The organism is Spartobacteria bacterium UBA695, assembly GCA_002298145.1.
In the GTDB taxonomy this organism is placed as follows: Bacteria; Verrucomicrobiota; Verrucomicrobiia; order Chthoniobacterales; family Chthoniobacteraceae; genus UBA695.
This window is the reverse complement of the sequence record DBMP01000003.1, coordinates 48,744-70,527: the sequence shown is the minus strand read 5'-3', so window position 1 is coordinate 70,527 and position 21,784 is coordinate 48,744. Positions and strand designations below refer to the sequence as shown.

Genomic DNA, 21,784 nt, shown 5'->3' with positions numbered 1-21,784 from the left:
ATTATGAGCTTATGCTCTTTATGAATTCCGTATCTATTCCACCCGAGCAATCGCCAATCGCGCATCAAATCCGAATTGCCATGCCGATCCAGAACGGCGCCTTTTGCGCCCATTTCGGCGGAGCCTCGCATTTCCGCATCATCGATGCCGAACGCGCCACGGGCAATATCCTCGAACAGCAAGACTTGGAAGCGCCCGAGCATGTGCCGGGGGCGTTTCCCAAATGGCTGGGGAGGCAGGGCGTTCACGCCGTCATTGTCTCGGGGATTGGCCAGCGCGCCGTGCAGCTTTTCACTGTTTATGGGATACCTGTCTATATCGCCACGCCGGGTGCTTCGTCTGAGGAGTTGGTGGCCTTGCAGACCCAAGGCAAGCTGGTCCAGCCAAACGCGAAAGAATGCTGCCCCGGACATGGCCACGAACACGGAGAAACGCATAGTGGCCACTGCCACTAATCCCCAGGCTGAGGCGCTTCGCTTCGGACTGCACACGCATTGTTTCGCCTGCGCGCCTGGTAATCCGCACGGCCTTGGGCTCAGTTTCTGTACGGACGATGCCGGGGTGACCCACGCCACATGGACACCGACGCCGGAATATCAGAGCTACAACGGGCGCGTCCATGGCGGCATCATGGCAACGTTGATTGATGCATCCATGGTGCACGCGCTCTTCGCGCTCGGAGTCGCGGGCGTCACAGCGGAGATGAATCTACGTTACCACACGCCGGTGCTTCTTAACGTTCCGGTGGAGGTGGCGACGTGGGTCGAAGCCCGCAAACTCGGGCTTTACCGGCTGCGTGCAGAGGTTCGTCAGGCGGGATGTAAAGTTGTAACAGCCAACGCCAAATTCATGTCCATCCCGGACACATCGACGATTCAACAGCCTCAAACCAAATGAAAATGGCCGCTGGCGGTTCCGCCGCTTCCTAACGTTACGACCTTCCCCTGGGAGACTCCGTGGTCGCAGTCGGCTGTGCTGTGCTCACCTTGAGCTGGCTGGTGGCCAGCGCAAGTTTTTTCAACCAAAGGTCTCTTCCTCGATCTTCCTTAAATGATTCCACCCTTGTGTGGTGGCGAGCACAATCGGCTTGCGTAAGAAAATGAGATAATTCGTCCGGACGCCTATCTTGGTCTTGTGTCGCCCCCATACCAAACCACAAGATGTTGTGGAATCAAAGGAATTACCAAAAGATCGGATTTCCCGGGGCTGGCCGCGAAGCGGGAAAACGACTGACTTATATTCTCCCGAACACAACATTCCGCACTTTGCGGTCGTCAAGCAAGGGATGTTTTTGGAAGTTAGCAATCGCTCGCTACTTCATCTCTCGGAGCTTCGCTGCGCATTTCGCAATAGCAGCATCCCGTTTTTGCAGCGGCCAATAAAGCTCACAGGCGGGGAAATCCTGGTTGGCCGAAAGCTCATAAGCATAGAGGTCGCAAATGCGAAAATCTCGTGTTTCACCTTTGGATGGCAGCAATGCGGGTTCAATCCTCGGATCTCCCTTTGCTTGTCGTTGCCAGCGGCCCCATCCGTTCTCAACAGAAAATCTGAATCCATCGGGTGCATCGCTTTCCACTGTTCCGGCAACCGACGTGTCCGAAAGGCCGCGCAGTAATTCAACGCAAAAACTGGGGTTGGTAATGAGCCGGGATGTGAAAAGATCGCTAAGCCAGCCATTGATTTGTGAATCCTTGGGGACCGGCTGAATCAGAGGTGCCCAAGGCCCCGGAGGCTTGGCAAACAATGTCTCCGCAGCGTGTTGGAGGATGGGGTTTTGCGGATATTTCCAAAAAGGCTCAAAGAGTGGCGGGGTAAGCGGGCTCATCCCTGCCCAACCAAGTTCCTTCGCCTCTTTGCGGCTAAGGTGGGTGATCCATTGGGCATAGTCCGCAAAATCTCTTTCTTCACCAAAAGGAAGCCGTTTCACATAGAGGCCCAGCAGCACCTGGCCCAACTCACGGCGATAACCGGGCATGGCTGCCAACCGTCGTTGCAGTTCTTCGGTAAAATCGCGCAGTTCCTTCAAATGCGCCTTGCCGTCCCAGTCAGCCAAGGCCAAACCAAACCGGGCGGCCTGCGCAAGCGGGCAAGGCTCATTGAAGCCAGGTGAATCGGAAGTATTGTCCGGCTTTGCGGCCAGGGAGCGCATCCGCCGAAGCATCAACTCTGAAACCGACGGGCTGTTTTTGGCGCGCAGTGGTTCGCCCTTCATGGCGACGTTGTCCGTACCGCTCGTTACTGGCATCATCATCCAACCTCCGCCGAAGCCTGAGGCGGAATAAGTGCGATCCCGATTGACCGGGTCAACGATGTTTTCGAGAGCTTGCAGCCATTCCTGCGGCGTGCGGCTATCGTCGTTCAGTGTTTGATACCAGCGTTCCGTCACCGAGAGTCCCTTGCCTTTGAGCCAATACTCGCGATAGGCGGCGGCGAGCCGCTTGCGCGTTTCCATGCTGTGATCGGTCAGATATCCGATGCTGGCCGCGTACCGACAATGGGAATCTTCGTCCACCGGAAACGATTTTTTCAAAATGGTGGCCAATGCACAGGAAGCTGGATCCACCACTCCCAGAACCATGCCATTGAGCGGTCCCCAAATAGCCCGGTCGGTCGTGCGGGTCAGGCGCGTGTCGTTTTCCAGACAATCGATAAGCGGTTCGACCGCCGCATCGCCTTCTTTGATGAGGGCGTTGACAGTGGGATCGAACATGAAACTGACGCCTCCTTTGGAAGTCTCCACCGGCAATTTGATCAACTCCAAGTCGCGGATTAGCGCCATGATCGTTGCACGGTCCATCGGCAGATTTTCCATTTTTACGATGGGCAGCCCGGGTGGCACGACGGGCGTCCAAGGTGCCAGCGCCTCGCGCCTGCGAGCATCAGCGACCAGTTCGGGAAGCTGCGGGAGAAAATCAAGATGAGGGGGCGTTTTCTCCCCGTGAACGGCCGCCTGGTTTTCGATGTATTTTTGAAGCGGCACGAGCGCCTCGAAGCTGACCCGCGCCAGCCGGTCATCGCCTCGCATGTGAGCGCGAAGGCCGCGGTCCATGAGGCTCCATGCCCACTGGCGCGCAAGTTGCCGCCAAGGGTTCTCGTTCTGCCCGTCCTCGTGGCGTTGCTTCCAAACCTTCGCCGCTACATCGGGGCGACCGATCCGCCAGAGCAATGCCGCTTTAATCCCGGTCAGTTTCTCCCGGGAGAGCCCCTCATCCTCAGAACCGGCTCTTTCGCCACGGACATAAACGTGGTCCCGCCCGGCATTTTTTCCAAAGTCCTGCTCCGCCTGGAGCGCGGCCTCCATATCAGCCCCCGGGTCGGCAGATTCCCCAACGGAAAGGACGGGATAAACCAGACCGTTCCAAGCAATGGCGTATTGCGGCGCATCGGGTTGCGCTTTTGCGGAAGATGTCTTTGGAGGCGGGATAACCCACCCGGCTGTTTTGCAAACATCCTTCACGTTCTTTTCAAACACCCAGGGACCGCAGCCAACGCGCACTTCAATTTCGCGGTAATCGCACCCACGCGGATCAGCCAATCCATTTTGGAAAAGGTCGTCGAAAACACCCGCAAGCTCTTTCGGCAAAGGTAAGCTGGCCTCTGGTTCATCCGCCGGAGCATGCCAGGGGGTGCGTTGAAAAGGAGGCGATGGGAACGCTTGGCCAGGCTGAGATTTGCAGAGAGCCGACGCGCAAAGCAGAAAAAACGCGACGTGAAGGAGAGTTCCTGTGGCGAGACTGCACCTGCTCTTGATGTGAACCGATTTCACGCACCGATTATGGTTGCGGCCTCCATGCCGCGCAAGTTGGAATTGAGTTTGCTAGCTATGCTGAATTCGCCAAAGTCATATCAAAGTGGCTAGCTGACTCGAATAACTGCAACCCCTGTCAGTATTCGAGTAGCGTCACTGTTGAGCGTCGGAGATGGTTGCGTTCGAGTTCATCGTCGAGAGTGTTCAGTGCGTTGACAAGGCGTAGCGGGACAGGGGCGTCAAAGGCGAAGCACAGCCTCCCGTCCTCGAAAGCCACGCTTTCCAGGCCATAGGAGTGAACCTTTGATAACCGCCAAACATCAAGGGCCAAATCGAGGAGGTGATGATAGTACGCGTAGGGCACGGCCCCGGTAATCGTCGCGTTGGCGTACAGGGGAAGCAGTTGCAAAGTCTCACGGTCGGAGATGGAAAGGGTGCGTTGGCTCATGGTGCTAATTCAGTGTTGTTCGTTGCGCCGGTGGCAGTCCGGCGCGCATTAAGGAATCATCGAGTTCGTCGAGCGTTGCTATGAGCATCGGTGAAATGTCTCCGAAAACGAGGAGTAGGTGGTTGTCATCATACCGGACTTCGCAGAGGTCTCCGTCCGAGAATGGTAGGCTCTCTGTCACATCGCGACCCAGTTTTTCGAGGTGCTGACCATATCTCTCCGGGAGATTGTCTGCGAACCAGGCGTCGGCGAATATGCGCCATTTTCGCAGTGGAACAGGACAGAGCGTCGGGTATGCTACGCTTGGCGTCCTTGTAGGCTCTGCAGGCGCGTTTTTTCGGTCACCTGGTTCATCGTGTGCGAATTGCGTTCTCCCCGTCTTGCTGGACTTCCTGGCGCATTTCTCGCAAACCGTCGAGAGCCGGTTACGAATTCGGTGCCTGTGGCCCGGGGCGCCGCAAAGCTCGCAGGTTTTCGCGCTCTCCCTTTCCGCTAACCGTGCGATTCGACGAAGAGCGCGGCTGTGCGGCGGCGAAACGGGGTAATCGCCCGAGAGAACGATGGAAATGCACCCGCCCTTGGAATTGACCTCCTTGAGGCGCAGTCCTTGTAGCCCGTGGCGGTGAGCGTAGCCGGTAACCGACTGAGCGAACCCTTCGAGGAGTGATCCCCACCCCTGGCTGATGCAGATCGAAGCGTCGCGGAGGAGCGGATATCTGGCGCGAAGGCTGTCGAGCGAATCGGACACGCTGAAGATACCCATGGGCGAGGCCGCCTGGTCCGACGACTTGCCGGGATGGTCATCGGTTGGGCGTTCGCTTCCTCCGGTCGGGTCTTTATTGGTTCCGGGGCCTACCTGGCCGTGCCGTGCCCCGAGCATAAACGGCATGCCGGCCAAGCCATGCCGTCGGCGGCGCACCCGGGCTAGAAAGCACACCAACCCGCCAACTGCGAGGCATACAAATAGGACGAGCATCCATCAGATACCGTGGTGCAAAAATCCGGTTGCAGCCTGGTTTTGTTATACCGCAGGTGGCCGGAGTACCTTCAAAAGCGGCTTCGCTAATCGGAAGTTGAGGTCCAGTCGATAGACCCCGCGCGATGGTGTGGCGACGTAGAACTGCCCGGTTCGCAGGTCCGCAAATCGGTGCGGTTCGACGAGCAACCGTTCCTCGCCGTTTGAGTCGCTGACGGCGCGTCGGAGCGCCTCGCTTTCGTGCCAGATTCGCGCCCGTTGAATCGGGGTGCCATTGCTTGTTCCGCAGAATCCAGAAGCTAGGTTGTTAGTCGCGGGATCGGAGTTGGAGCCGAAGACCCGTGTGCGGCAATTCGCCACCAACGCGTGCAGCTTGTCCAAGTCCCGGAGTGCGCCCGCCAATAACGAGAGCGATTGCGTAGCCAAGATATTGACCACCCCGAACTCTCGGCAACGTGCTAGGAAATGATCCTCGCCGCCCAAGCGTCCCCGGCTGGCTAGGCAATGGAACTCATCAACGAAGACGGCCACCGGTCGGCGACTCAGCGGTCGTCCGCCACAGCGAGCCGAAAGACGGCCCAGCAAGCGGTCGAATAACGCGAGTTTGATGGCCACGAGCGCCGGCAACGTCGCGTTGCCCGAGTCCCCCAATGGCAGGTCGATAACGAGGATCAGCCCGCGATGGATGACCTCGTCCAACGTGGTCGTCCGTTTGCGTTGAGCGAGAACGAGATTCCCCAGCGGTCCCGTGAATGTCTCAACCACCCCACGGAGGTCCGTGGCGATGCAGCCGCGCGTCGTTTCTGGGATCGCAAAGTACTCGCTAACAAGTCGGCGCAAACGTTCACCGCTCTCCGCATCCAAAGTCGTCGCGAATTGATCCAGCACCGATGATTTTGTGGGGGTCTGCAACGCATTCCGGGCCTGCTTTGCCATTTCGCCGGACAGCCGCATGAGGGCTGCGATTTTCTGGTGGTCTTGCTGCGGCCAGAGAGGCGGTTCCGTATTCGCATATTGTCTCGCCAGTTTTTCCGCTGCGTCGAGATCGGCCTCGGTTCCAAACCCAGCTTCGCGCAATCAGGCGACCACGTCGCAGTACTTCGAGGTGCCATCCCGTCGATTTCCTCCGGCGTGGTCGAAGAAAGCAGTCAGCCGATGCAGTAGGCGAACCAGTGCGTCCTCATGGTGAAGTGGAACCACCTCCGGGAGTATCGCCGTTTTGGATAACCAGCGGTCTGGGTGCAGCGATGCGAGTTCGCGCAGAATCCGAGCCCGCTGCCGGTCCCAGAACGGGTCATGCCGGGTCGCTCCCATCGCATCCGAAAGGTGTTCCGCCAAGGTCTCGATGAATTGCGGCACGGCGGATTCAAGCGCGTCCTGGGACGGCCAATTCGCGGACGGAAAGAGGCCAAGCCCCCATGAACACTCGTCGGAGGCGGAGAGGTGAATCACGTCTTTCCTTCGCGCCGGCGGCAACGACTTTATGAAATCCCGATGTGGCGCTCCCTTCACCGTGAAATAGAATATCGCCGGTTTGCGCCGCGCGTCTTCCATGGCGAGGGTAGCAAATTGGCCCGCAAAATTGTTGATGACCGAAACCGTCTTGCCCGAACCCGTCGCGCCGGTGACAAGGATTCCGCCGCAAAGCGTATCCAGCGGCAACGTCAACCCGCCCAGGTTTACGGACAAGTCGGCAAAGGTTTCGCTAATCTGGGAGGGCGTGTTTTTCATAGGAGGTCGTCCCCAGGTTCGCTCTTCGGCGTTGGGGGCTGGATTCGACTTTGTTCCGGCAGCGGGTGTTTATCGACCTCACCTGCAGGAAGAATCCGGTCGAGGTCGTCGGATGGCAGCAGAAGCAACTCCCGGAGGTCGTCCACGGAAAGCCGCCGGTTGAGAACCATGTCCAGCGCGACGTGCTCGGAAATGATATCCAAGCAACTTTGATAATCCCACAGTCGGGTCGGGGGGCGCAACATTTCAGCGGCGCATCCCCCGGCAACCTCGCCATCCGGTTTGGAGTCTGCCCCCGGGACATACACCCACGCGCTCGGCCGGATCTCGCGGACCGGCCCGGCCCCAAGCCAGAGAGCAAAATCAGCGCCATACAAGCTGCTATAACTAACGACGACGATTTCACATTCGGCCCGGGAGAGAAGGTCGAGGTAAGCCATAACCGCGTCCGGTTGGAGCCCTCCAGAGCCCGTCAAAACGAGCAGTAAACGTTCAGGCCGGGATTCCAAAAGTGAATCGAGTTCGCCGATGCGCAGTGCGTGATCCGTCGCCGTCCCGACGAGCGGGACACTGAATTTAGCGAGCACTTCCTTCTCTCCCTTTGCCGGTAGTCAAAGCTTCAATAATCATCATGACGGCAGATACCGGAACGCAAATTCGGACGCGCAACACCCTCCCAAAAATCACATTCCCCGATTTCCGTTTGAATTAGTAATACTCTTCCGTCCGCCGTTTGGTGGGCTCTTAGTCACGTTACGCGAAGAAGCTGCATCAACAGAGTAAAAGTGCGCGATTGTCCTGAATCCTAGGCGGGGTTAGAATTCTCCTTTGAATTTGCCCCCGCTATTCGGCATCCATCCTTCATCAAGCAGAATCGTAAAAGACAATTTTACAGATTAACGAGGGCGGAAAAAGGGTGCCGAGAAATGAAATCGTAACCGGGAGACGCAAATGCGCGAAAGAATAACCCCCGAGAAGCAGAATTCTAAGACCCCGCTTCACAGATAAAAGGGGCAGAAAAAAAGGCGTCGGCTGCCAAAATCCTAACCAGGGGACGGCATCTTAGCGGGGTAATGGGCTTCGCACCCAAGAATCCAAAGATCGAGTACTACTCTGAAAACGCAGGCAAATAGGATTATGCCATTGCTAAATCCTAACAGGGCACAGCCGCTTCCGCTCGAATGCATTGCAAAAACCCTGAACACAAAACCCGCCTCCGACAGAGTAAACCCCTGTTTAGGGTGCGCGGTTTTGCCAGAATCCTAACAAGGAAAGCAGCCTGGGGGGTCAATAGTCCTCCGGAAGCATGACGGTCGTCACGCTTCGGTCAGCCTCGGTGATAACCCAGATGCGCTGACTGCCGATGTCGTAGCTCGAAAAAATCCGCCCTTCGCCGCTCAAAATGGCATCGAGATTCGCCAAGATATCGTCGGCGGAGAGGCCGCCTTCGTCGCAACAATCCCCGCTCTGGTGACGCGCCAATAGAATCGCAATGTCCACGGGAGCGGAGTTCAGAAAATCCCAAGCGCGGGGAGTGGAGACAACTTTCCCAAGAGAAAATGCAGGCTTCATTCCCGAGATACCCGAAGCCTTTCGCTCAGTTTTATTAGGTGTTCGGGCCGGGATTCGGACCAAAAACAGGCCGCGCCGGGCAGTTTTTCGAGGAACTTTCTGGGGGAAAATAGCGCGTGCCCGCCGTCATTTTGGCATGGCAATCCTTAAAATTGAGCAGAAAACTCATCTGCAAAACCGGCCATCGGCGAGGAAGCGCGGCCTCTCTTTCGTCCAAATCGCGCCTACTTTTCCGGCGAAAATCCGGTTTTCTCACGCAAGCGCCGCATGATTTCATCATGCGCGTTCTGCCAGGTGTCGCCGCGAAGATGACTCAAACGACGGCCGATTTCCTTCTCGCAAATCGCAACCCACCGCTCATCCGACGCGTGTTTCGCGATAGCGAGTAGGTCAGCGTGCCGTCCATCCCGGAAGAATGCGTCCGCGTGTTCCCGGGCGATATCGCGTCTATTTATCGACATGAAAAAGCATTCGGAACCATTTGTGTTCTTGTCTGGCCAGGAAGTTTTGCTCACCCGATCTCGCGCACGCGAGGATGGTATCAAGCACACGTTCGCACATCGAAAGTGCGTTGAAAAGGACCGTCAGGCTGGTCGAATATCCCCGCTCAAACCAAGCTTTCTTGTCGTAGCAATCGAGTTTGAGAGCGCGGTCGACGATGTCCTGGAACCCAGGATCAATCCGGATCGAGCAGGGGGTTCCAAGCGTGAAAAGCTGGAAAAAATCGAGCGCTCGTTTCAGATCGGACTTCACTTCGATAGCCCGTTCATCCCGATTCCCGGAGATGAGCAAATACAAAATGAAGCTTTGAGCATCGTTCAATTTGTCCAGAAGGTTGATCGTTTCCCGATAGTATTTCCGGCAACTTAAGGCGAGTTTTTGCATGTCTCGGCGGAAATCTTCCGCATTGGCTTCGTCCTCCCAAGGGGAGGAATTCGGGTCGTCGTCGCCGTTGTCGTGTCCGTAAAAATAGGGCATAGGCGTGGGTTATTTCAGAAGATACCAAACGCAAATCCCACCCAATCCGTCGGTTCTTTTTCGAGGTGGGATGGCTTGCTTTCGGCAATGGCGATGAGCTCTTTGTAGAGCATCAGGACAAACGTCACCGCCTTCAACACCTCGCGAAGGCTCGACTTGCGACCGCGCTTTTGCCACTCGCCTTTAACGTCTGGATTCTCCAACGCGCGGGCCGGGCGAGTGTACGCCAGCACCTCCGCATTCAGTTCCGTCCATTGCCGCGAATGAGGAAGCAGCGCGCCCAAAGCCTCGGTCGCGTCGGCGATTTCCACGATGACCTCCTCGACATCTTCCTCGTGCGGTTCCGACATTACCCACACGGCAGCCGCGTAGAAACAGCGCGAAAGATAGTCCTCGTGGTGGCGCAAGATTTCCAGATTCTCGATGCAGTTCTCGCGCAAAATCTCGAAATCCCGCATCTGCTCCGGCGTCCTATCGATACCTGGATCAGCCGATTTTCGCGAAGCTTTTCGGGACGGAGAGCGCCCGGAGGATGCCCGGGAACCGGTCCGCTTTTCATTCATTGTGGACGCCTCCACCAGCTTTCGTGACCGCTTTTTACAGCCTTTCCGGCGCCTGAATTCCCAATACGAGCGCGCCTTCTTGAACACGAACCGGCTCAACCAGAACGCGGTTCCCAAACAAACAGCCGTCATTTTTCCACATGTCCAGGCCAAGAAAACGCAGAGCGTGATAGGGGCAACAGGGTATATTGGGAGCCACCTTGGCCCCCGCGAGAGGCGGTATAAGTCGTAGGGTATCCACATTTGTTGAGAGAGTTCACACGCTTCTGAGATACCTTTTTAGCGGCAATGGTCGCAAAGAATCGTACGAAAAGGATGCTTCGCCCGACGCGCCACCCGTCCTCCGGACCGTCCGCAAACGGAGCACGTTACACGCGATGCAACCTCGAGTTCCTCGCATCGAGCAAAGATTTCATCAGCCAAAGGAGCCAACGCAGTTGTGCGGCAAATCACCAGCAGGCGCTGCTGGCATTCGTAGAAACGCATCACCTTCGTCTCCGTTCCGTGCCGCTGATCGAACCGCGCCAAGTCCAATCCGAAGTCGTAAATCAGCTCCATCCACCCGCGCGGGATGATGCGAAAGTCAGTATTTTTGAGCGGCGGAAACTGACGGAGATCCTCCTCGGAAATCGTGAAAACGGGCAACATACATCGCAGATACCCGCGAGTTTTTGTGACGTACGGAGGAGGTGCGAGTTATAAATTACGAATGTAACGGCACTTCGGATAAGCAGTACATCCCAAGAACTCTTGGCCTGCGTATTTCCCTTTTTTGGCACTCCGTCTTGCGAGCGGAGAACCGCATTTCGGGCATGTTGAATTGGAATTATACCTCGCGTGCAACTGGTGAACATGCTGGGCTCCGGAGGCAAACGTGCGTAATTGTTTCAACGCATTGATCCGGCTAAAAATGCGGTTGACCTCCTCGTCTGATAGACACGCGCCGTGGAATCCCTGGACGTAACTGGCAAGCCCACGCGTCAAAACATTCGCTGGTAGCGGTGTTTTGAATTCGCAATCGCCAATGAAAAATACGACGGAACGGAAGACGTCGTGGTTCAGCCCGAGGTAATCCGACAACGATTTTGTGTGACGGTAGTTTTGGTGAAGCGGGTTTTGGAACTGGTATTTCTTTCCAAAAATTACCTGCGTCCACTTATCCTGGCGCTCATTTCCAAAGATCCACCCATCCATATTTTTTGTCTCGATAACGAATATTCCAAACGGGGAGACGAGAATATGATCTACCTGAGTTGTGCCGTTTGCGGTAGGAACAATGACATTATCGATACGTTGGTAAATGCGCGCATCCAGCCTGAGCCACATCCCAAATGTAGCTGCTTTTTCACCGAACCATCCTTTGAACAGGCTTAAAAACATCGAGTCGTCAAAAGAATGCGTCGATCCTACTTGCGGCGGCAAGCCAAAAAGGGCATTCCAGGTAGGCCGTAACAATGTACGGCTTTATATTTTGGACAAAGTCGGACGCTCGCCAGAGTCCGGGAGTTCAGTGCGAAACAGTTGGCACCGGCGGCGACGACCATCACTCCCATCCTTAGCTTCGGAGCACACCTCGGGGTGGTATGGAAATTTCGATTTTTGTTTTGCAGCGGCTCGGGAATTCGAGATTCCATCCACGAACCATGCTTATCCCCCTCACGCCAGGAATTTCGCGGCTGGTTGACGCAAATTTCATATCCTTTTTGTGTCAAAAAAAGCTTCGTTTTCTTAGGGGGAGGGGATTGCAGATATCAGTCCAGCAGGGGCGTAAACTTTTACCAATGCGTCGCGAGATGCGGTTAAAAGAGAACAGTTTTGTTATCACTTCTGCTGACTGCATCCAAAAAATGAAGTGGCGAAATCTGACGTCAATCCCCATCAAATGATGCTTGCTGAAGTCTCGAAAAGAGGAGCACCCTTCGGTAGTATTTCGGCATCTCGGTCGTAATCCGCTCGCTTCTGTCACTCAAAAGTGTGCGGCAAGGTCGTCAATCTTTGTGGCTTTGATGAATCTTGCTGGCGAGGTTTTGCCTTTTGCCAACTCCTTGAAGTGGGCTTTCCCACACTTCATCTTCGCCTCTTCTTTGTTCCGTAAATCCTCTGTGAAAAGGCTCTTTTTCGTCTCGACCACAAAATACAGGCGTTCCGCTTCACCATCGGGCTTGACGAGGACCGCCCAGTCAGGATTGTAGTTTCCCAAGGGAGTTGGCACCTTAAACCACCCCGGCAGTTTGGCGTACACTTTGACAGCGCTGTTCTTTTCGAGTTGATCCGCAAAATTGCTTTCAACATCGGAATCGTAGACCACGAACTCGTGCGTGGCTTTCGTGACCGCCAGCATCTTGTTCAGGTACCCCGTCAGTTCTTCCGTCTCGAATAGCTCCTGGGCATAATAGCACTCATCACCGATGCGCTGATATTTGATCCCATTGACAATAGCGAGACGTTTGGCGCGCAGGATGGTCTCCGCCGCCTGTTCGATGAAATATTGCGGGTTCCGCCTGAAATCGGCAAGGCGACCGCTTCCCGTCAAAATAGTCACCAAGCTCCGGCGTGTGAGTTGGGTTCGATTTTGCAGCTCTGTCAGAATGTCCGGTAATTCAATATCACCTTCCTCGATGGCAATCGGCGAACTCACCGAGCGTTCCGTGGCTTCGACGCCTGATTTTCCAATCGAAAGGTCCGCCTTGTGCCAGACCAGCCGCGACTTGGGGATAGGTGGCAAGTCCGTCATCGAAGCAATGCAGCTTTTTAGCAGCGCATCGTTGTCGAACTCCACCCGGTAGGTCGTTTTCTGCTTAATGCGATCCCACAGCGCCTTGAACTCCTCACTCTGCAAAATAGCGCGCCGGGGCGAGATGGTTTTTCGGTCAGCCGCGTTCTTGATATCGAGCTTTCCGGAGAGTTTCCGCAGTACTTCCTTGATCTGTGGAAGCTGCGCTGCGAATGCCTCGGGGACTTGCAGTGTGCCATCTTTGAGGGTGGTCCGCAGCTTGTCTTGAACCTTCCCCTTGCCATCAATATACCCCTGCGCCCGCAATTCGTTCCAAAGAGCAACGGATTGCTCGAATCCAAAGGAAACAGGCTTCCCATCTTGGCCGGCCATGGCCATCGCGGCAAATTGATGCTGCTCCACAATGCCGAAACGGATGCCCGTATCTGCCTCGATTTCCTTTTGGAGATTCTCGGCGAATTGCTCGTAGCTCTCGGTGGCCACGACAGTAAGGGTATTGATGTCGAACCCGCGGAGCCGTTCGCCGTCTTGGTTAACGCACAGGCGCAGGCCGCGGCCGATGGTCTGGCGGCGTTCCCGCTCTGTACCAATATCCCGGAGCGCGCAAATCTGGAACACATTGGGATTGTCCCAGCCCTCTTTGAGGGCGGAGTGGGAAAAGATGAACTTCAACTTGGTATCGAAACTTAGCAGCCGTTCCTTATCCCGCATGATCAGGTTATAGGCCCGCTCCGCGCTGTCCCGGTTCCCTTGATTGTTCTCGCTGGTGTTGGTCCACCGGCCCTTTTTGTCGATGGAGAAATAGCCGTCGTGGACGTCCTCCGCGAGAGAGCGCACGTCCACATCCTTGAATAAGCTGGAAAAATCGGGGGACGAAGCCAGTCTCCGGTATTCCTCCTCAAATTGCAGCGCCAGCTTCCCTTTGACTGCGTTTCCTTCCGCGTCGTATCGACGATAGTTTTCGACGGTATCAATGAAGAACAGGCTCAATACCTTGATTCCCAGGGGGGCAAGCCGTTTTTCCTTTTCGAGATGCTCTTGAATGGTACGCCGAATCATCAGCCGCTGAAAATCCTCGTGATTTACTCCGCCGATGGCTTGTCCCGGGCGAAGCCACTGTTCGCTGCCCGGCACCCGCACCTCCATGATTTCATTGTCTCGACCCACACGGATTTCGCCAATCCGGCAATTCTCGTAAATCCGGCGACCGGTGATCTGATCCAGCATATCGCCGTCCTGCACCGTCATTGTAGTTCGTTCAACTTTTTTATCTCCCTGCACGTCCACTTCTACATCAGCCGTGATGACATTCCGCTTATTGCTGGTGGAAAGGAGCTTCACATACGGGTGATTGTGGGCGCTTTCAACACGGGCTTCCGCCACTTCAATCTGCTTCACCAGCTTCCGGTCATACGCGTCCACCGCGTCCAAGCGGTAAACCATATTGTATTTATTCGCATGGGTGGCGGAATAGCGCAGTGTGCAAAGCGGGGCCATGGCGCTAAGCGCCTCGCGACCGCGGCCTTCAAGGCCGCCGTCCACGCTTTGGGGCTCGTCCACGATAACAATTGGGTGCGTTTCGCGGATTAGGTCGATGGGGCGGTCGCCGCCCGTCTTCTCGCTGTCTTTGTAGAGGTTGTTGACATCCTTTTTGTTAATGGCCCCCACCGTCACCACCATGATCTGGATATTGGGGCTGGTGGCAAATGTCCGCACCTGGCCCAGCTTGGACGAGTCGTAGGGGAAATACTCGAACGGCACGTTGGCATAGAGAGTGCGGAAATGATCCTCCATCATTTGCAGCGATTTATTGACACCCTCCTTAATGGCCACCGATGGCACCACCACCACGAACTTGGTGAACCCATAGCGCCGGTTCAGCTCGAAAACCGTTCGCAGGTAAACGTAGGTTTTGCCCGTGCCGGTTTCCATCTCCACGGTGAAATCCTTCGAGGCTAACGCGTCGGATGGGCGCAGCCCGTTGCGGAGTTGGACGGATTGGAGGTTGTGCAGAAGTTCGTCATCCAGCAGTTTGAGGCGGTTCCCGATGCCGACATCATACTGGGCGAAAGCCATGCGGCCCTGCAAATCGGAGCGGTCGAGAGTGACGGTAAACTCACTACGGCAAACCTCCTGGCCGTGGAATAAATCGCACACCGCCTCAATGGCTTGCTTCTGGAAATCGAGATCCGGCTCGAAGTGGAGTTTCATTTTACGATTTTAGTGACCGTGAAATCAGAGAACGTCACGGCTGGGGACAAATGAGCTCTTTGAGTGTCGTGTAGAAAACGTTGAAGCTGTGCGACGAATTGTTATCGGGAGATAGATGCTTGGCTATCGTTTCCGCCCGGCCGATTTTAGTTATATCCCCGGTAAGCTTGCCAAGTTCCTGGGATGCGTTGTTCAAGCGGTCCGGTACACGGTATGAATGGTAATTCTGAGGGATAGTTGCCTTTGGATATGCAGCAGCCACGGCGGCAAGATCCCCGAAAAACCAGTTTTCCAACTCCTGGCAAACAATCCGAACATGATGAGGCTTTCCACTTTTGCATGCAATATTGTGCAGCCTTTCCTTCAAGGCGACGCAATTACCCCCATCGTTGTCCCGCACGATAATGAAATGAGGATTGCCATAATTCCAAGATTTCATCTTGTCATGAATCTTGCGCTCTAAATCAGCCTTCCCATCAAATGCAATTACCAGCCAATCAACTCCTTCCAGGCGTTCCGGCCAAGTTTGCGCGAGCACGGATTTAATGACCCCTTTTATGGAGGGTTCTTCGGTTAAGAGGACAATCATAATCAGCTCTGGATTCGATTGTTCATTCCATTAAAAAGCCCCTCTGTCCAAAGCGTCCCGGGCTTGAAGCCTGCCGCTATCTGTTCACAAACGAGAGGATCGTCATTGGCTCGGAGCATTTTCGAGACTCCTTCATGTTTATTGACCATGAAGATGGAGTCGAGCGGAATGGCGTTAAGGAAATCCGGGGAATGAGTGGAAATGAACACCTGTCCACCGCGACGAGCATACTCCTGGAACTCCTCGGCTAGGGCCGCCATTAACTCCGGGTAAAGCTGATTTTCCGGTTCTTCCACACAAAGAATCTTGAATGGGGTGGGGTCATTCAGAAGCACCATGTAGGCAAACATTTTGATCGTCCCATCCGAGACGTTGTAATCAAGGAAGGGATCCTTGAAAGCCCCGTCACTGTATCGAATGAGAAGGGTGCCATCATCTCCCACCTTTGCCTCAATGTCGCTAACACCTGGAACCCGCTTTCTCATCTTCTCCAAGATCCCGTCAAAAATCACAGGATGTTCTTCTTTTAGGCGGTAGGCTACCGATGGCAAATTTTCGCCTGAGTGTGAGAGGTGGACGCCCTCCTCCTGCATTTTTTTGCCCCGGGCATCGCTGATATGGAAATCAGAAATGTGCCAATTGGCGATTAGTTCACGAAACGCTTTGGCGGCCTTAAATCGTTCAAGCTGCCCCAAGCTGCTAATGGCCAGTGTGTCCGGCGATACAGTCTGCTCCTCGCGTTTCAGTTCAGTGTCTTCCTTCTTGAAATCCTCTTCATTATTAACCGCTACCCCCACACCGCGGGTAAAGTCAATGAAATGGTAGGGTGAACCGTAGGCCCCCCGTTTGTATCGCAGGATTTCGCGCAATACAACGGGGCGGTTTTTTTCGTAGCCAATTTCAAGCACGTACGTGACAAGCCGGTTCACCCCCGCAATCTCCAACCGGAATTTGAGTTCGATTCGGATTACATCGTTTTGCGTCGTTCCCCGGGTGATGACTTCGTGAAATCCCCGCATTCCGCCTTCCCGTTGCAATGCAGTCCGAACACCCTTTTCCAGACAGTTTTTAAGAAACGAAAATACGTGAAAAAGGGTCGTTTTGCCTGTTCCATTGCGCCCTACAAACACGGTCAACGGAGGCAGATTTTCCAAATGTACGTCACGAAGAACCTTGAAGTTATTAACGTGGATTTCTTCGATATTCATAGGGGAAGATAAAATTACAGACTCCGCACGTTGGCGAGGCCGTTTTGTTCTAGGATGCAGGTGAGGTTGGTTTTGGCCACGTCATCGGGGAAGGCGCTGTCGCGGAAGACCAGTGTGGTTTCGCCTGCGGGGGCCAGGGCTTTGTGCCATTCCACGATGCCAAGGGCCAATGGCTCTACTTCTGTCCGGGTTATGGACGGAGCCAGGCAGACGATGAGGGAGCCCGCGCCGATGCTGTGAACCGTTTTCCCCGTGATTTGGCGCTGTTCCATGGGCACCGTCAGGTCAAGGCCCAGTTTGAGGAGCAACTCGAAAAGGATGTCCGCTTCGGTACGATTCGTTTTGAGGTGATCAACAGACTCTTCCAGCGTTTCCGCAAGGTTTTCACGGTTGGGTTCCCATGCCCGGATGTTGCTGCTGGCCAGCTTGAAAACCCGGAAGCCGAGGTCGCCCGAGAACATGGGGTTTTCTTCACGAATCACTGCTCTGGCGCGACGGATGCGTTCTTTTGTGATTTCAGCAATCGTTCTGATTTTTCCAAGTTGATCGCAATATTTAGCCGGAGCTTTTTGGTCCTTCTTTGTTGGGTCCAAAGGCTCTGGTAACTGGACCAAAATGAAACGGCGCCTTCCAGCGTCTGCATTATTTATTTCCCAAACCGCGTGAGCAGTGCTGCCACTTCCTGCGAAGAAATCCATGATGATGGCACTATCATCTCCAGCCGTGACATAGTTGAAGAGTTTCCCGAGTTCCAAATGGTCCTTGGGATTGTTGAATACCTTCGCCCCAAGAAGATTGCGGAGAAATTTCACTGCCACTTGGGATTGCTTGTAGAAATAGCTACCCCTTACTTGCGTCGCGTATTCTTCTTTATTGTCCTCACTCTCCTCCTCATCGTTAGGCTCAATATCTATATCAAGTTCTGCCGATACAGGACGAATATGTGCTTTACGAAAAGGCGGCTCGGTATGGTCTTTACGAAATACAACCAGCCCAAGTTTAATCTGTCGCTGCATTTCTTCTTCGCTAAAACGCCACCCGCTCTCTGGCATTTTGCATGGTAATTTTGTTGCTGGGTGAATCAAATCATACTTAGGGCCGCCATCGCCCGGCCAAGAGATATCTCTATCTCTCCACGGTCCATTTTGATCTACGCGTTTATATCGACTCCACTTCTTGGATGGGTGGTTCTTTGGCAATGAAGAAAACCAAGCGGACAAGTGTTTCTCAATCAGATCCTCGGCTTCTCCATGGAGTTGACGAAGTTCAACATACTTTTCCCAAATTTCCCTAGCACCTGGTTTTTCCTCTCGCCAAATTTTTTTCGTCTCACGAAGCAGGCTGAGGGATTTTGCGAAGACTAATAGGTATTCGTGTCCAACCGACACAAACTTTGCATCATTTTTCCGCCCTTTTTCCCAAATCATGCAGGCAACAAAGTTTTCCTCCCCAAATACTTCGTTGCAAGCTGCTTTGAGATTCTCAATTTCGTGATCATCTACACTAATGAGAATTATTCCGTCGTTCCGAAGCAGACTTTGCGCCAGCTTCAGCCGCGGGTACATCATGTTGAGCCAGTCCGTATGAAACCGGCCTGATGCTTCGGTGTTGGACGAAAGCTTCTGCCCTTCCTCGCCGGTCTGGCCCGTGAGTTCCATGTAGTTCTTGATGTTATCCTGGAAGTTGTCGGGATAAACGAAGTCCTTGCCCGTGTTGTAGGGCGGGTCGATGTAGATGAGCTTCACCTTCCCGGCGTAGGATTTCTGCAAGAGTTTCAAGACTTCCAGGTTGTCCCCCTCGATCATGAGGTTCTGAGTCTTGTCCCAGTCCACGCTTTCTTCCGGGCAGGGGCGCAAGGTGCCTGTGCTGGGAGTGAGGGCCAACTGCCGGGCGAGGCGTTTGCCGTGCCAGTTGAGGCCAAACTTCTCCTCCGCGTCGGTTATCGTTTTGTCCCCCACGAGGGCTTTGAGAACGTCCACGTTGAGCGCCACGCCATCCTTACTCTCGGTGATGAGTTCAGGGAAGAGCGCCCGGAGTTTTGCCACGTTTTCAGCGGTGATGTCGGCGGACTTGGTTTGGGGATCGGCGGCGGTGAGGGGTTCCATGGAGCTAGTGGAGGTGGAGAAATTGGAGGGACTTGAAATGATGGAAGTCAGAATCGAAGGAAACAAGACGGGAGTTCGATGAAAGGGCGAAAGACGCCAGGTAGCTGTCGGTCCAGCGGGATTGGGGAAAGTCGGGGTAGTCCGTCAGTTTGGCCATGACGGATTCCAACTTGGGGCTCTCGTCCACCAATTCGACCTCCGGTAAGGAACGGAAGGCGCGGTAGGCGGCCCAGGCTTCGGCGGCGGAAAAGGGCTGCCCCGCCATGACGTTTGGGTTGGTGGAGAGGCGCAGGAAGCTCAACATGGTGACGCGGCAGAAGGCGAGCTTCGCCGCGCTTTCCTGTTCCCAGTAGAGCTTTGCCCGATGGTGGTGCTGATGGTCTTCGTTGGCCAGGGCCAGCCAAACGTTGACATCCAGAAGATCAATGACCGCGTTGGGCTTCTTCATCGTCAAGGAGGGCTTGCTGTTCGGCGTTGGTCATCGCTGGAATGGTGCGGCCGGTGGCGCGGCGCGCCACGGGGAGAGGGCTGCGGCGAGGGCGCTGAGGCGTTTGTTCCGGGGCCTCGGGTCCGTAAAGCCCGACCTCGACATAAAGGGTAACAAGCTCTTTAAGTTTCTTCCCCTGGGTAGCTGCACGAGCTTTCAGTTCCCGGAAAAGCGGGTCCGGCAAATCAAGCGTGGTTCTCATAAAAGCATATTCACATCAAAATGTGTTTCTGTCAAGTACAGCAACCGTATGTTTTACAGGAAAAAGGACGAAAAGATTTTTATGAGGCAGTTATTCCGAGTTGGCAACACACCTTGAACAGAAACGGTAGAGTCTTTTTAAGAGGTCAGGAACAATTTGCTTGTGAGGCAGCATAAAAAGTCATACTTGATCCGCATTATGAAAACGGCACAGGAAGTTTATGATTTTCTGCTTGGCTACATAAACGGGGTTGGGTTTCCAACATCCTCTTGGTATGCGGGGATTGCAGCGAACCCCGTGACGAGACTATTTGATGAACATGGGGTAGATAAGGACAAAGGCGCTTGGGCCTATGAGTGGGCATCTTCATCGGACGATGCACGTGCAGTTGAAGAGGCGTTGCTGAACTGTGGTTGCAAGGGTGGGCCCGGGGGCGGGGACGGTACGACCACAAGTTGTTATGTCTATCTGATTACAGATTCTACTCGCGAGTAATTTTCCAGCCTTGGCCACAGGCCAAATATGCATAATTGATGGATTGGATATTACATAAGTTCTCGTCTTTTACAGCCTCAGATTGGGCGGCTTGGTGGGGGGCGATTCTAGCCACTGTTGTTTTTTTGTGGGATGTCTTTAAGTGGTTTCATACTGGACCCCGGCTTAAAGTAACAGCATGTCCCAACATGCAGATGGCAAGCAGATTGGGAGGAGTTGAACCACAACGATATCTCTTCGTTTCTGCTGTGAACATTGGAAGTGTGCCAACAACCATCACACACCTCTATCTTACGTATTATGCCTCTTGGGTCCGGCGAATATTTCATAAACCATCGGAACGTATGGTGGTACTGGAAACAAAATTGGGAGCTTTACCCAAACTCCTTGCTGTTGGCGACACCTGGTCTGGTCCTATTGAGCAAACCTCTGAACTCGAAAAGATGCTTTCCGAAGGCTATCTCTTTTGCGGTATTCGCGATGAGTCAACAGGGAATACCACCTTTACACGGGTTATATGGAAGTGATGATTCCGTGAATGGAATTCTCTTAAAGTAGGGCAGCAGTTGCTCTTAGCTGCTCTTCAAGGCGTTTGATATTTAGATTAAGTTCCACTCGGTGGTTGATTTGTTTCTCCTTCGTGGCTTGCGCTCGAAGCTGAGCGATTTCCTTTTCCAGCCGGGCGTATTCGTCCAGAGCTGCCCAGCGCTGGTCATTGGCCGTTTCGCCCAAGCGGAAACAGCCGGTGATGCGTGCTGCATCAAAAGCGATGATCCGGTCCAGCCAGCCTTGATAGCAGGCGAATAGGTTGGTCGAGGGAATCGACGCAACGGTCAAGCTTGCCAAAAACGGTTCATCCACGGGGCTGCCTTCCAGCAAGGCGAAAGACACCCCGGCGTCGTCGAGCACCACGCGTCCCTCTTCTCCCAGGGAAAAACGTTTGTGAGCCACTGAGAAGGTCAGCATTTCCCCAGCTTCCGCGATCAGAACAACCGGGTAAGGAATGGCGCGATGAATGAGTTCCACAAGACGAGTGGCCTTAGCTCCTTCCCGAAACCTTGCGGTCAGGACAGCGATTTCCAGATACTCGCGCGTCAAATCTCGGAAGGCGGGGATGCCGATGGCGTTGGGTTTGAGCGCGGCTATCCAGAGGACTTCTTCGATTCCGTCTTGAATGGCCCGCCGGTCCGTCGCCGTGGGGACGCCGTTTTCAAGAAACTGCTTTTTGGGAACCCGCTGGTTGACCCGAGATCCGGCGGGGAGTCCAAGAGAGTCAATAATTGACGAAGATTTGAAACCCGAACTCATACGTTAGCTTCCTCCACGCACTCTTTTCTGAAATCACAATCGCGGCAACGCTTTGTACGTCGGTCCAAATAAGTGTGTATGCCAAAACATCCAGGGTGTCGAACTTCCTGGGCCGGTTGAGGAGTCAAGCGACATGCCGCCCACCTCAACCATTGGCTGGTGAGCCACATCTTGGAGGCGAACTTCTGGAAAGTTGAATGGGCAGCATTGTTTGCGTCGGCAATACTAAATGCCAAATGCTCCGCCGCTATCCCCAAAGCCTGAAGCGTTTGGGCAAAGCCGCCCATAAAGCTTACAATGCCCCCGACGGCGGTGACAAATATACAGCAATCGACCCAAAAAGAGCCTTCACCGTCGCCTGTGTGAGTGACCTCAATTTGGTAATCATCTTGAACTTCGACTGACAGTAATTCCCGAAGAGCCCCGCAC

The 21,784-nt window shown here is 54.4% G+C and carries 22 protein-coding genes; 5 read left to right on the top strand and 17 right to left on the bottom strand.

What is annotated here, in order from left to right:
• The first annotated feature begins 20 nt into the window (after positions 1–20).
• A complete protein-coding gene (locus B2828_RS01100) occupies positions 21–455 on the top strand; it encodes a NifB/NifX family molybdenum-iron cluster-binding protein (RefSeq protein ID WP_479631829.1) in 435 nt (144 codons plus the stop codon).
• Positions 439–897 carry a PaaI family thioesterase gene (locus B2828_RS01095; RefSeq protein WP_479631828.1) on the top strand — a complete coding sequence of 153 codons (459 nt, stop codon included), beginning with the start codon at positions 439–441 and terminating at the stop codon, positions 895–897. Before B2828_RS01100 ends, B2828_RS01095 begins: the two co-directional genes overlap by 17 nt.
• 415 nt (positions 898–1,312) lie before the next feature.
• Here B2828_RS01095 and B2828_RS01090 read toward each other — a convergent pair whose 3' ends face one another.
• From B2828_RS01090 to B2828_RS01065, 6 genes are all read right to left on the bottom strand, one after another.
• Complete coding sequence (locus B2828_RS01090; protein WP_479631827.1) at positions 1,313–3,583, bottom strand: hypothetical protein; 2,271 nt, start codon at positions 3,581–3,583, stop codon at positions 1,313–1,315.
• Between the two features lie 301 nt (positions 3,584–3,884).
• Complete coding sequence (locus B2828_RS01085; protein ID WP_479631826.1) at positions 3,885–4,196, bottom strand: hypothetical protein; 312 nt, start codon at positions 4,194–4,196, stop codon at positions 3,885–3,887.
• A 1,021-nt stretch (positions 4,197–5,217) separates the two neighbouring features.
• Positions 5,218–6,108 (bottom strand): TraM recognition domain-containing protein, encoded by an 891-nt coding sequence (locus B2828_RS01080; RefSeq protein ID WP_479631852.1) that lies wholly within the window; start codon positions 6,106–6,108, stop codon positions 5,218–5,220.
• Between the two features lie 141 nt (positions 6,109–6,249).
• Entirely contained in the window at positions 6,250–6,903 is a 654-nt protein-coding gene (locus B2828_RS01075; RefSeq protein WP_479631825.1) for a hypothetical protein, read from the bottom strand.
• The gene (locus tag B2828_RS01070) at positions 6,900–7,490 is read right to left on the bottom strand and encodes a hypothetical protein (RefSeq protein WP_479631824.1); all 591 of its coding nucleotides are present in this window, start codon (positions 7,488–7,490) and stop codon (positions 6,900–6,902) included. Before B2828_RS01070 ends, B2828_RS01075 begins: the two co-directional genes overlap by 4 nt.
• Positions 7,491–8,190: 700 nt before the next feature.
• Positions 8,191–8,475 (bottom strand): hypothetical protein, encoded by a 285-nt coding sequence (locus B2828_RS01065; RefSeq protein WP_479631823.1) that lies wholly within the window; start codon positions 8,473–8,475, stop codon positions 8,191–8,193.
• A 116-nt stretch (positions 8,476–8,591) separates the two neighbouring features.
• Between B2828_RS01065 and B2828_RS01060 the strand changes: the two genes are divergently transcribed.
• Positions 8,592–8,864, top strand: a complete 273-nt coding sequence (locus tag B2828_RS01060; RefSeq protein WP_479631822.1) for a hypothetical protein — start codon at positions 8,592–8,594, stop codon at positions 8,862–8,864.
• 58 nt (positions 8,865–8,922) lie between these two features.
• On the opposite strand, the gene B2828_RS01055 is transcribed toward B2828_RS01060, so the two are convergent.
• The 10 genes from B2828_RS01055 to B2828_RS01010 form a co-directional block, all read right to left on the bottom strand.
• Positions 8,923–9,453: a hypothetical protein gene (locus B2828_RS01055; protein ID WP_479631821.1), complete on the bottom strand. Its 531-nt coding sequence runs from the start codon at positions 9,451–9,453 to the stop codon at positions 8,923–8,925.
• Between the two features lie 14 nt (positions 9,454–9,467).
• Positions 9,468–10,133 carry a hypothetical protein gene (locus B2828_RS01050; protein WP_479631820.1) on the bottom strand — a complete coding sequence of 222 codons (666 nt, stop codon included), beginning with the start codon at positions 10,131–10,133 and terminating at the stop codon, positions 9,468–9,470.
• A gap of 162 nt (positions 10,134–10,295) precedes the next feature.
• Entirely contained in the window at positions 10,296–10,664 is a 369-nt protein-coding gene (locus B2828_RS01045; protein ID WP_479631819.1) for a hypothetical protein, read from the bottom strand.
• A 48-nt stretch (positions 10,665–10,712) separates the two neighbouring features.
• A complete protein-coding gene (locus tag B2828_RS01040; RefSeq protein WP_479631818.1) occupies positions 10,713–11,471 on the bottom strand; it encodes a nuclease-related domain-containing protein in 759 nt (252 codons plus the stop codon).
• A 511-nt stretch (positions 11,472–11,982) separates the two neighbouring features.
• The gene (locus B2828_RS01035) at positions 11,983–14,961 is read right to left on the bottom strand and encodes a type III restriction-modification system endonuclease (RefSeq protein ID WP_479631817.1); all 2,979 of its coding nucleotides are present in this window, start codon (positions 14,959–14,961) and stop codon (positions 11,983–11,985) included.
• Between the two features lie 34 nt (positions 14,962–14,995).
• Positions 14,996–15,550 (bottom strand): DUF4276 family protein, encoded by a 555-nt coding sequence (locus B2828_RS01030; RefSeq protein WP_479631816.1) that lies wholly within the window; start codon positions 15,548–15,550, stop codon positions 14,996–14,998.
• Positions 15,551–15,552: 2 nt separating this feature from the next.
• On the bottom strand, positions 15,553–16,758 hold the full coding sequence (locus tag B2828_RS01025) for an AAA family ATPase (RefSeq protein WP_479631815.1): 1,206 nt from the start codon (positions 16,756–16,758) through the stop codon (positions 15,553–15,555).
• 14 nt (positions 16,759–16,772) lie between these two features.
• Positions 16,773–18,863, bottom strand: a complete 2,091-nt coding sequence (locus B2828_RS01020) for a site-specific DNA-methyltransferase (RefSeq protein WP_479631814.1) — start codon at positions 18,861–18,863, stop codon at positions 16,773–16,775.
• A gap of 4 nt (positions 18,864–18,867) precedes the next feature.
• Positions 18,868–19,311 carry a TA system VapC family ribonuclease toxin gene (locus B2828_RS01015; RefSeq protein WP_479631813.1) on the bottom strand — a complete coding sequence of 148 codons (444 nt, stop codon included), beginning with the start codon at positions 19,309–19,311 and terminating at the stop codon, positions 18,868–18,870.
• Positions 19,286–19,552 (bottom strand): hypothetical protein, encoded by a 267-nt coding sequence (locus B2828_RS01010; protein ID WP_479631812.1) that lies wholly within the window; start codon positions 19,550–19,552, stop codon positions 19,286–19,288. The genes B2828_RS01015 and B2828_RS01010 overlap by 26 nt, the downstream gene beginning before the upstream one ends.
• A gap of 198 nt (positions 19,553–19,750) precedes the next feature.
• On the opposite strand from B2828_RS01010, the gene B2828_RS01005 reads away from it, so the two are divergent.
• Together B2828_RS01005 and B2828_RS01000 are read left to right on the top strand one after the other, a co-directional pair.
• On the top strand, positions 19,751–20,047 hold the full coding sequence (locus tag B2828_RS01005; RefSeq protein WP_479631811.1) for a hypothetical protein: 297 nt from the start codon (positions 19,751–19,753) through the stop codon (positions 20,045–20,047).
• Between the two features lie 38 nt (positions 20,048–20,085).
• The gene (locus B2828_RS01000) at positions 20,086–20,574 is read left to right on the top strand and encodes a hypothetical protein (protein ID WP_479631810.1); all 489 of its coding nucleotides are present in this window, start codon (positions 20,086–20,088) and stop codon (positions 20,572–20,574) included.
• 22 nt (positions 20,575–20,596) lie between these two features.
• Here the strand turns inward: B2828_RS01000 and B2828_RS00995 are convergent, their stop codons facing one another.
• Complete coding sequence (locus B2828_RS00995; RefSeq protein WP_479631809.1) at positions 20,597–21,355, bottom strand: DUF4391 domain-containing protein; 759 nt, start codon at positions 21,353–21,355, stop codon at positions 20,597–20,599.
• Positions 21,356–21,784 lie beyond the last annotated feature (429 nt).

Excerpts from the sequence above, each read along its gene's own strand:
- B2828_RS00995 (WP_479631809.1), bottom strand. The coding sequence starts at position 21,355 with ATGAGTTCGGGTTTCAAATCTTCGTCAATTATTGACTCTCTTGGACTC.
- B2828_RS01100 (WP_479631829.1), top strand. The coding sequence starts at position 21 with ATGAATTCCGTATCTATTCCACCCGAGCAATCGCCAATCGCGCATCAA.
- B2828_RS01075 (WP_479631825.1), bottom strand. The coding sequence starts at position 6,903 with ATGAAAAACACGCCCTCCCAGATTAGCGAAACCTTTGCCGACTTGTCC.
- B2828_RS01015 (WP_479631813.1), bottom strand. The coding sequence starts at position 19,311 with ATGAAGAAGCCCAACGCGGTCATTGATCTTCTGGATGTCAACGTTTGG.
- B2828_RS01080 (WP_479631852.1), bottom strand. The coding sequence starts at position 6,108 with ATGGCAAAGCAGGCCCGGAATGCGTTGCAGACCCCCACAAAATCATCG.
- B2828_RS01025 (WP_479631815.1), bottom strand. The coding sequence starts at position 16,758 with ATGAATATCGAAGAAATCCACGTTAATAACTTCAAGGTTCTTCGTGAC.
- B2828_RS01035 (WP_479631817.1), bottom strand. The coding sequence starts at position 14,961 with ATGAAACTCCACTTCGAGCCGGATCTCGATTTCCAGAAGCAAGCCATT.
- B2828_RS01065 (WP_479631823.1), bottom strand. The coding sequence starts at position 8,475 with ATGAAGCCTGCATTTTCTCTTGGGAAAGTTGTCTCCACTCCCCGCGCT.
- B2828_RS01045 (WP_479631819.1), bottom strand. The coding sequence starts at position 10,664 with ATGTTGCCCGTTTTCACGATTTCCGAGGAGGATCTCCGTCAGTTTCCG.
- B2828_RS01005 (WP_479631811.1), top strand. The coding sequence starts at position 19,751 with ATGAAAACGGCACAGGAAGTTTATGATTTTCTGCTTGGCTACATAAAC.
- B2828_RS01055 (WP_479631821.1), bottom strand. The coding sequence starts at position 9,453 with ATGCCCTATTTTTACGGACACGACAACGGCGACGACGACCCGAATTCC.
- B2828_RS01020 (WP_479631814.1), bottom strand. The coding sequence starts at position 18,863 with ATGGAACCCCTCACCGCCGCCGATCCCCAAACCAAGTCCGCCGACATC.
- B2828_RS01010 (WP_479631812.1), bottom strand. The coding sequence starts at position 19,552 with ATGAGAACCACGCTTGATTTGCCGGACCCGCTTTTCCGGGAACTGAAA.
- B2828_RS01000 (WP_479631810.1), top strand. The coding sequence starts at position 20,086 with ATGGATTGGATATTACATAAGTTCTCGTCTTTTACAGCCTCAGATTGG.
- B2828_RS01085 (WP_479631826.1), bottom strand. The coding sequence starts at position 4,196 with ATGAGCCAACGCACCCTTTCCATCTCCGACCGTGAGACTTTGCAACTG.
- B2828_RS01030 (WP_479631816.1), bottom strand. The coding sequence starts at position 15,550 with ATGATTGTCCTCTTAACCGAAGAACCCTCCATAAAAGGGGTCATTAAA.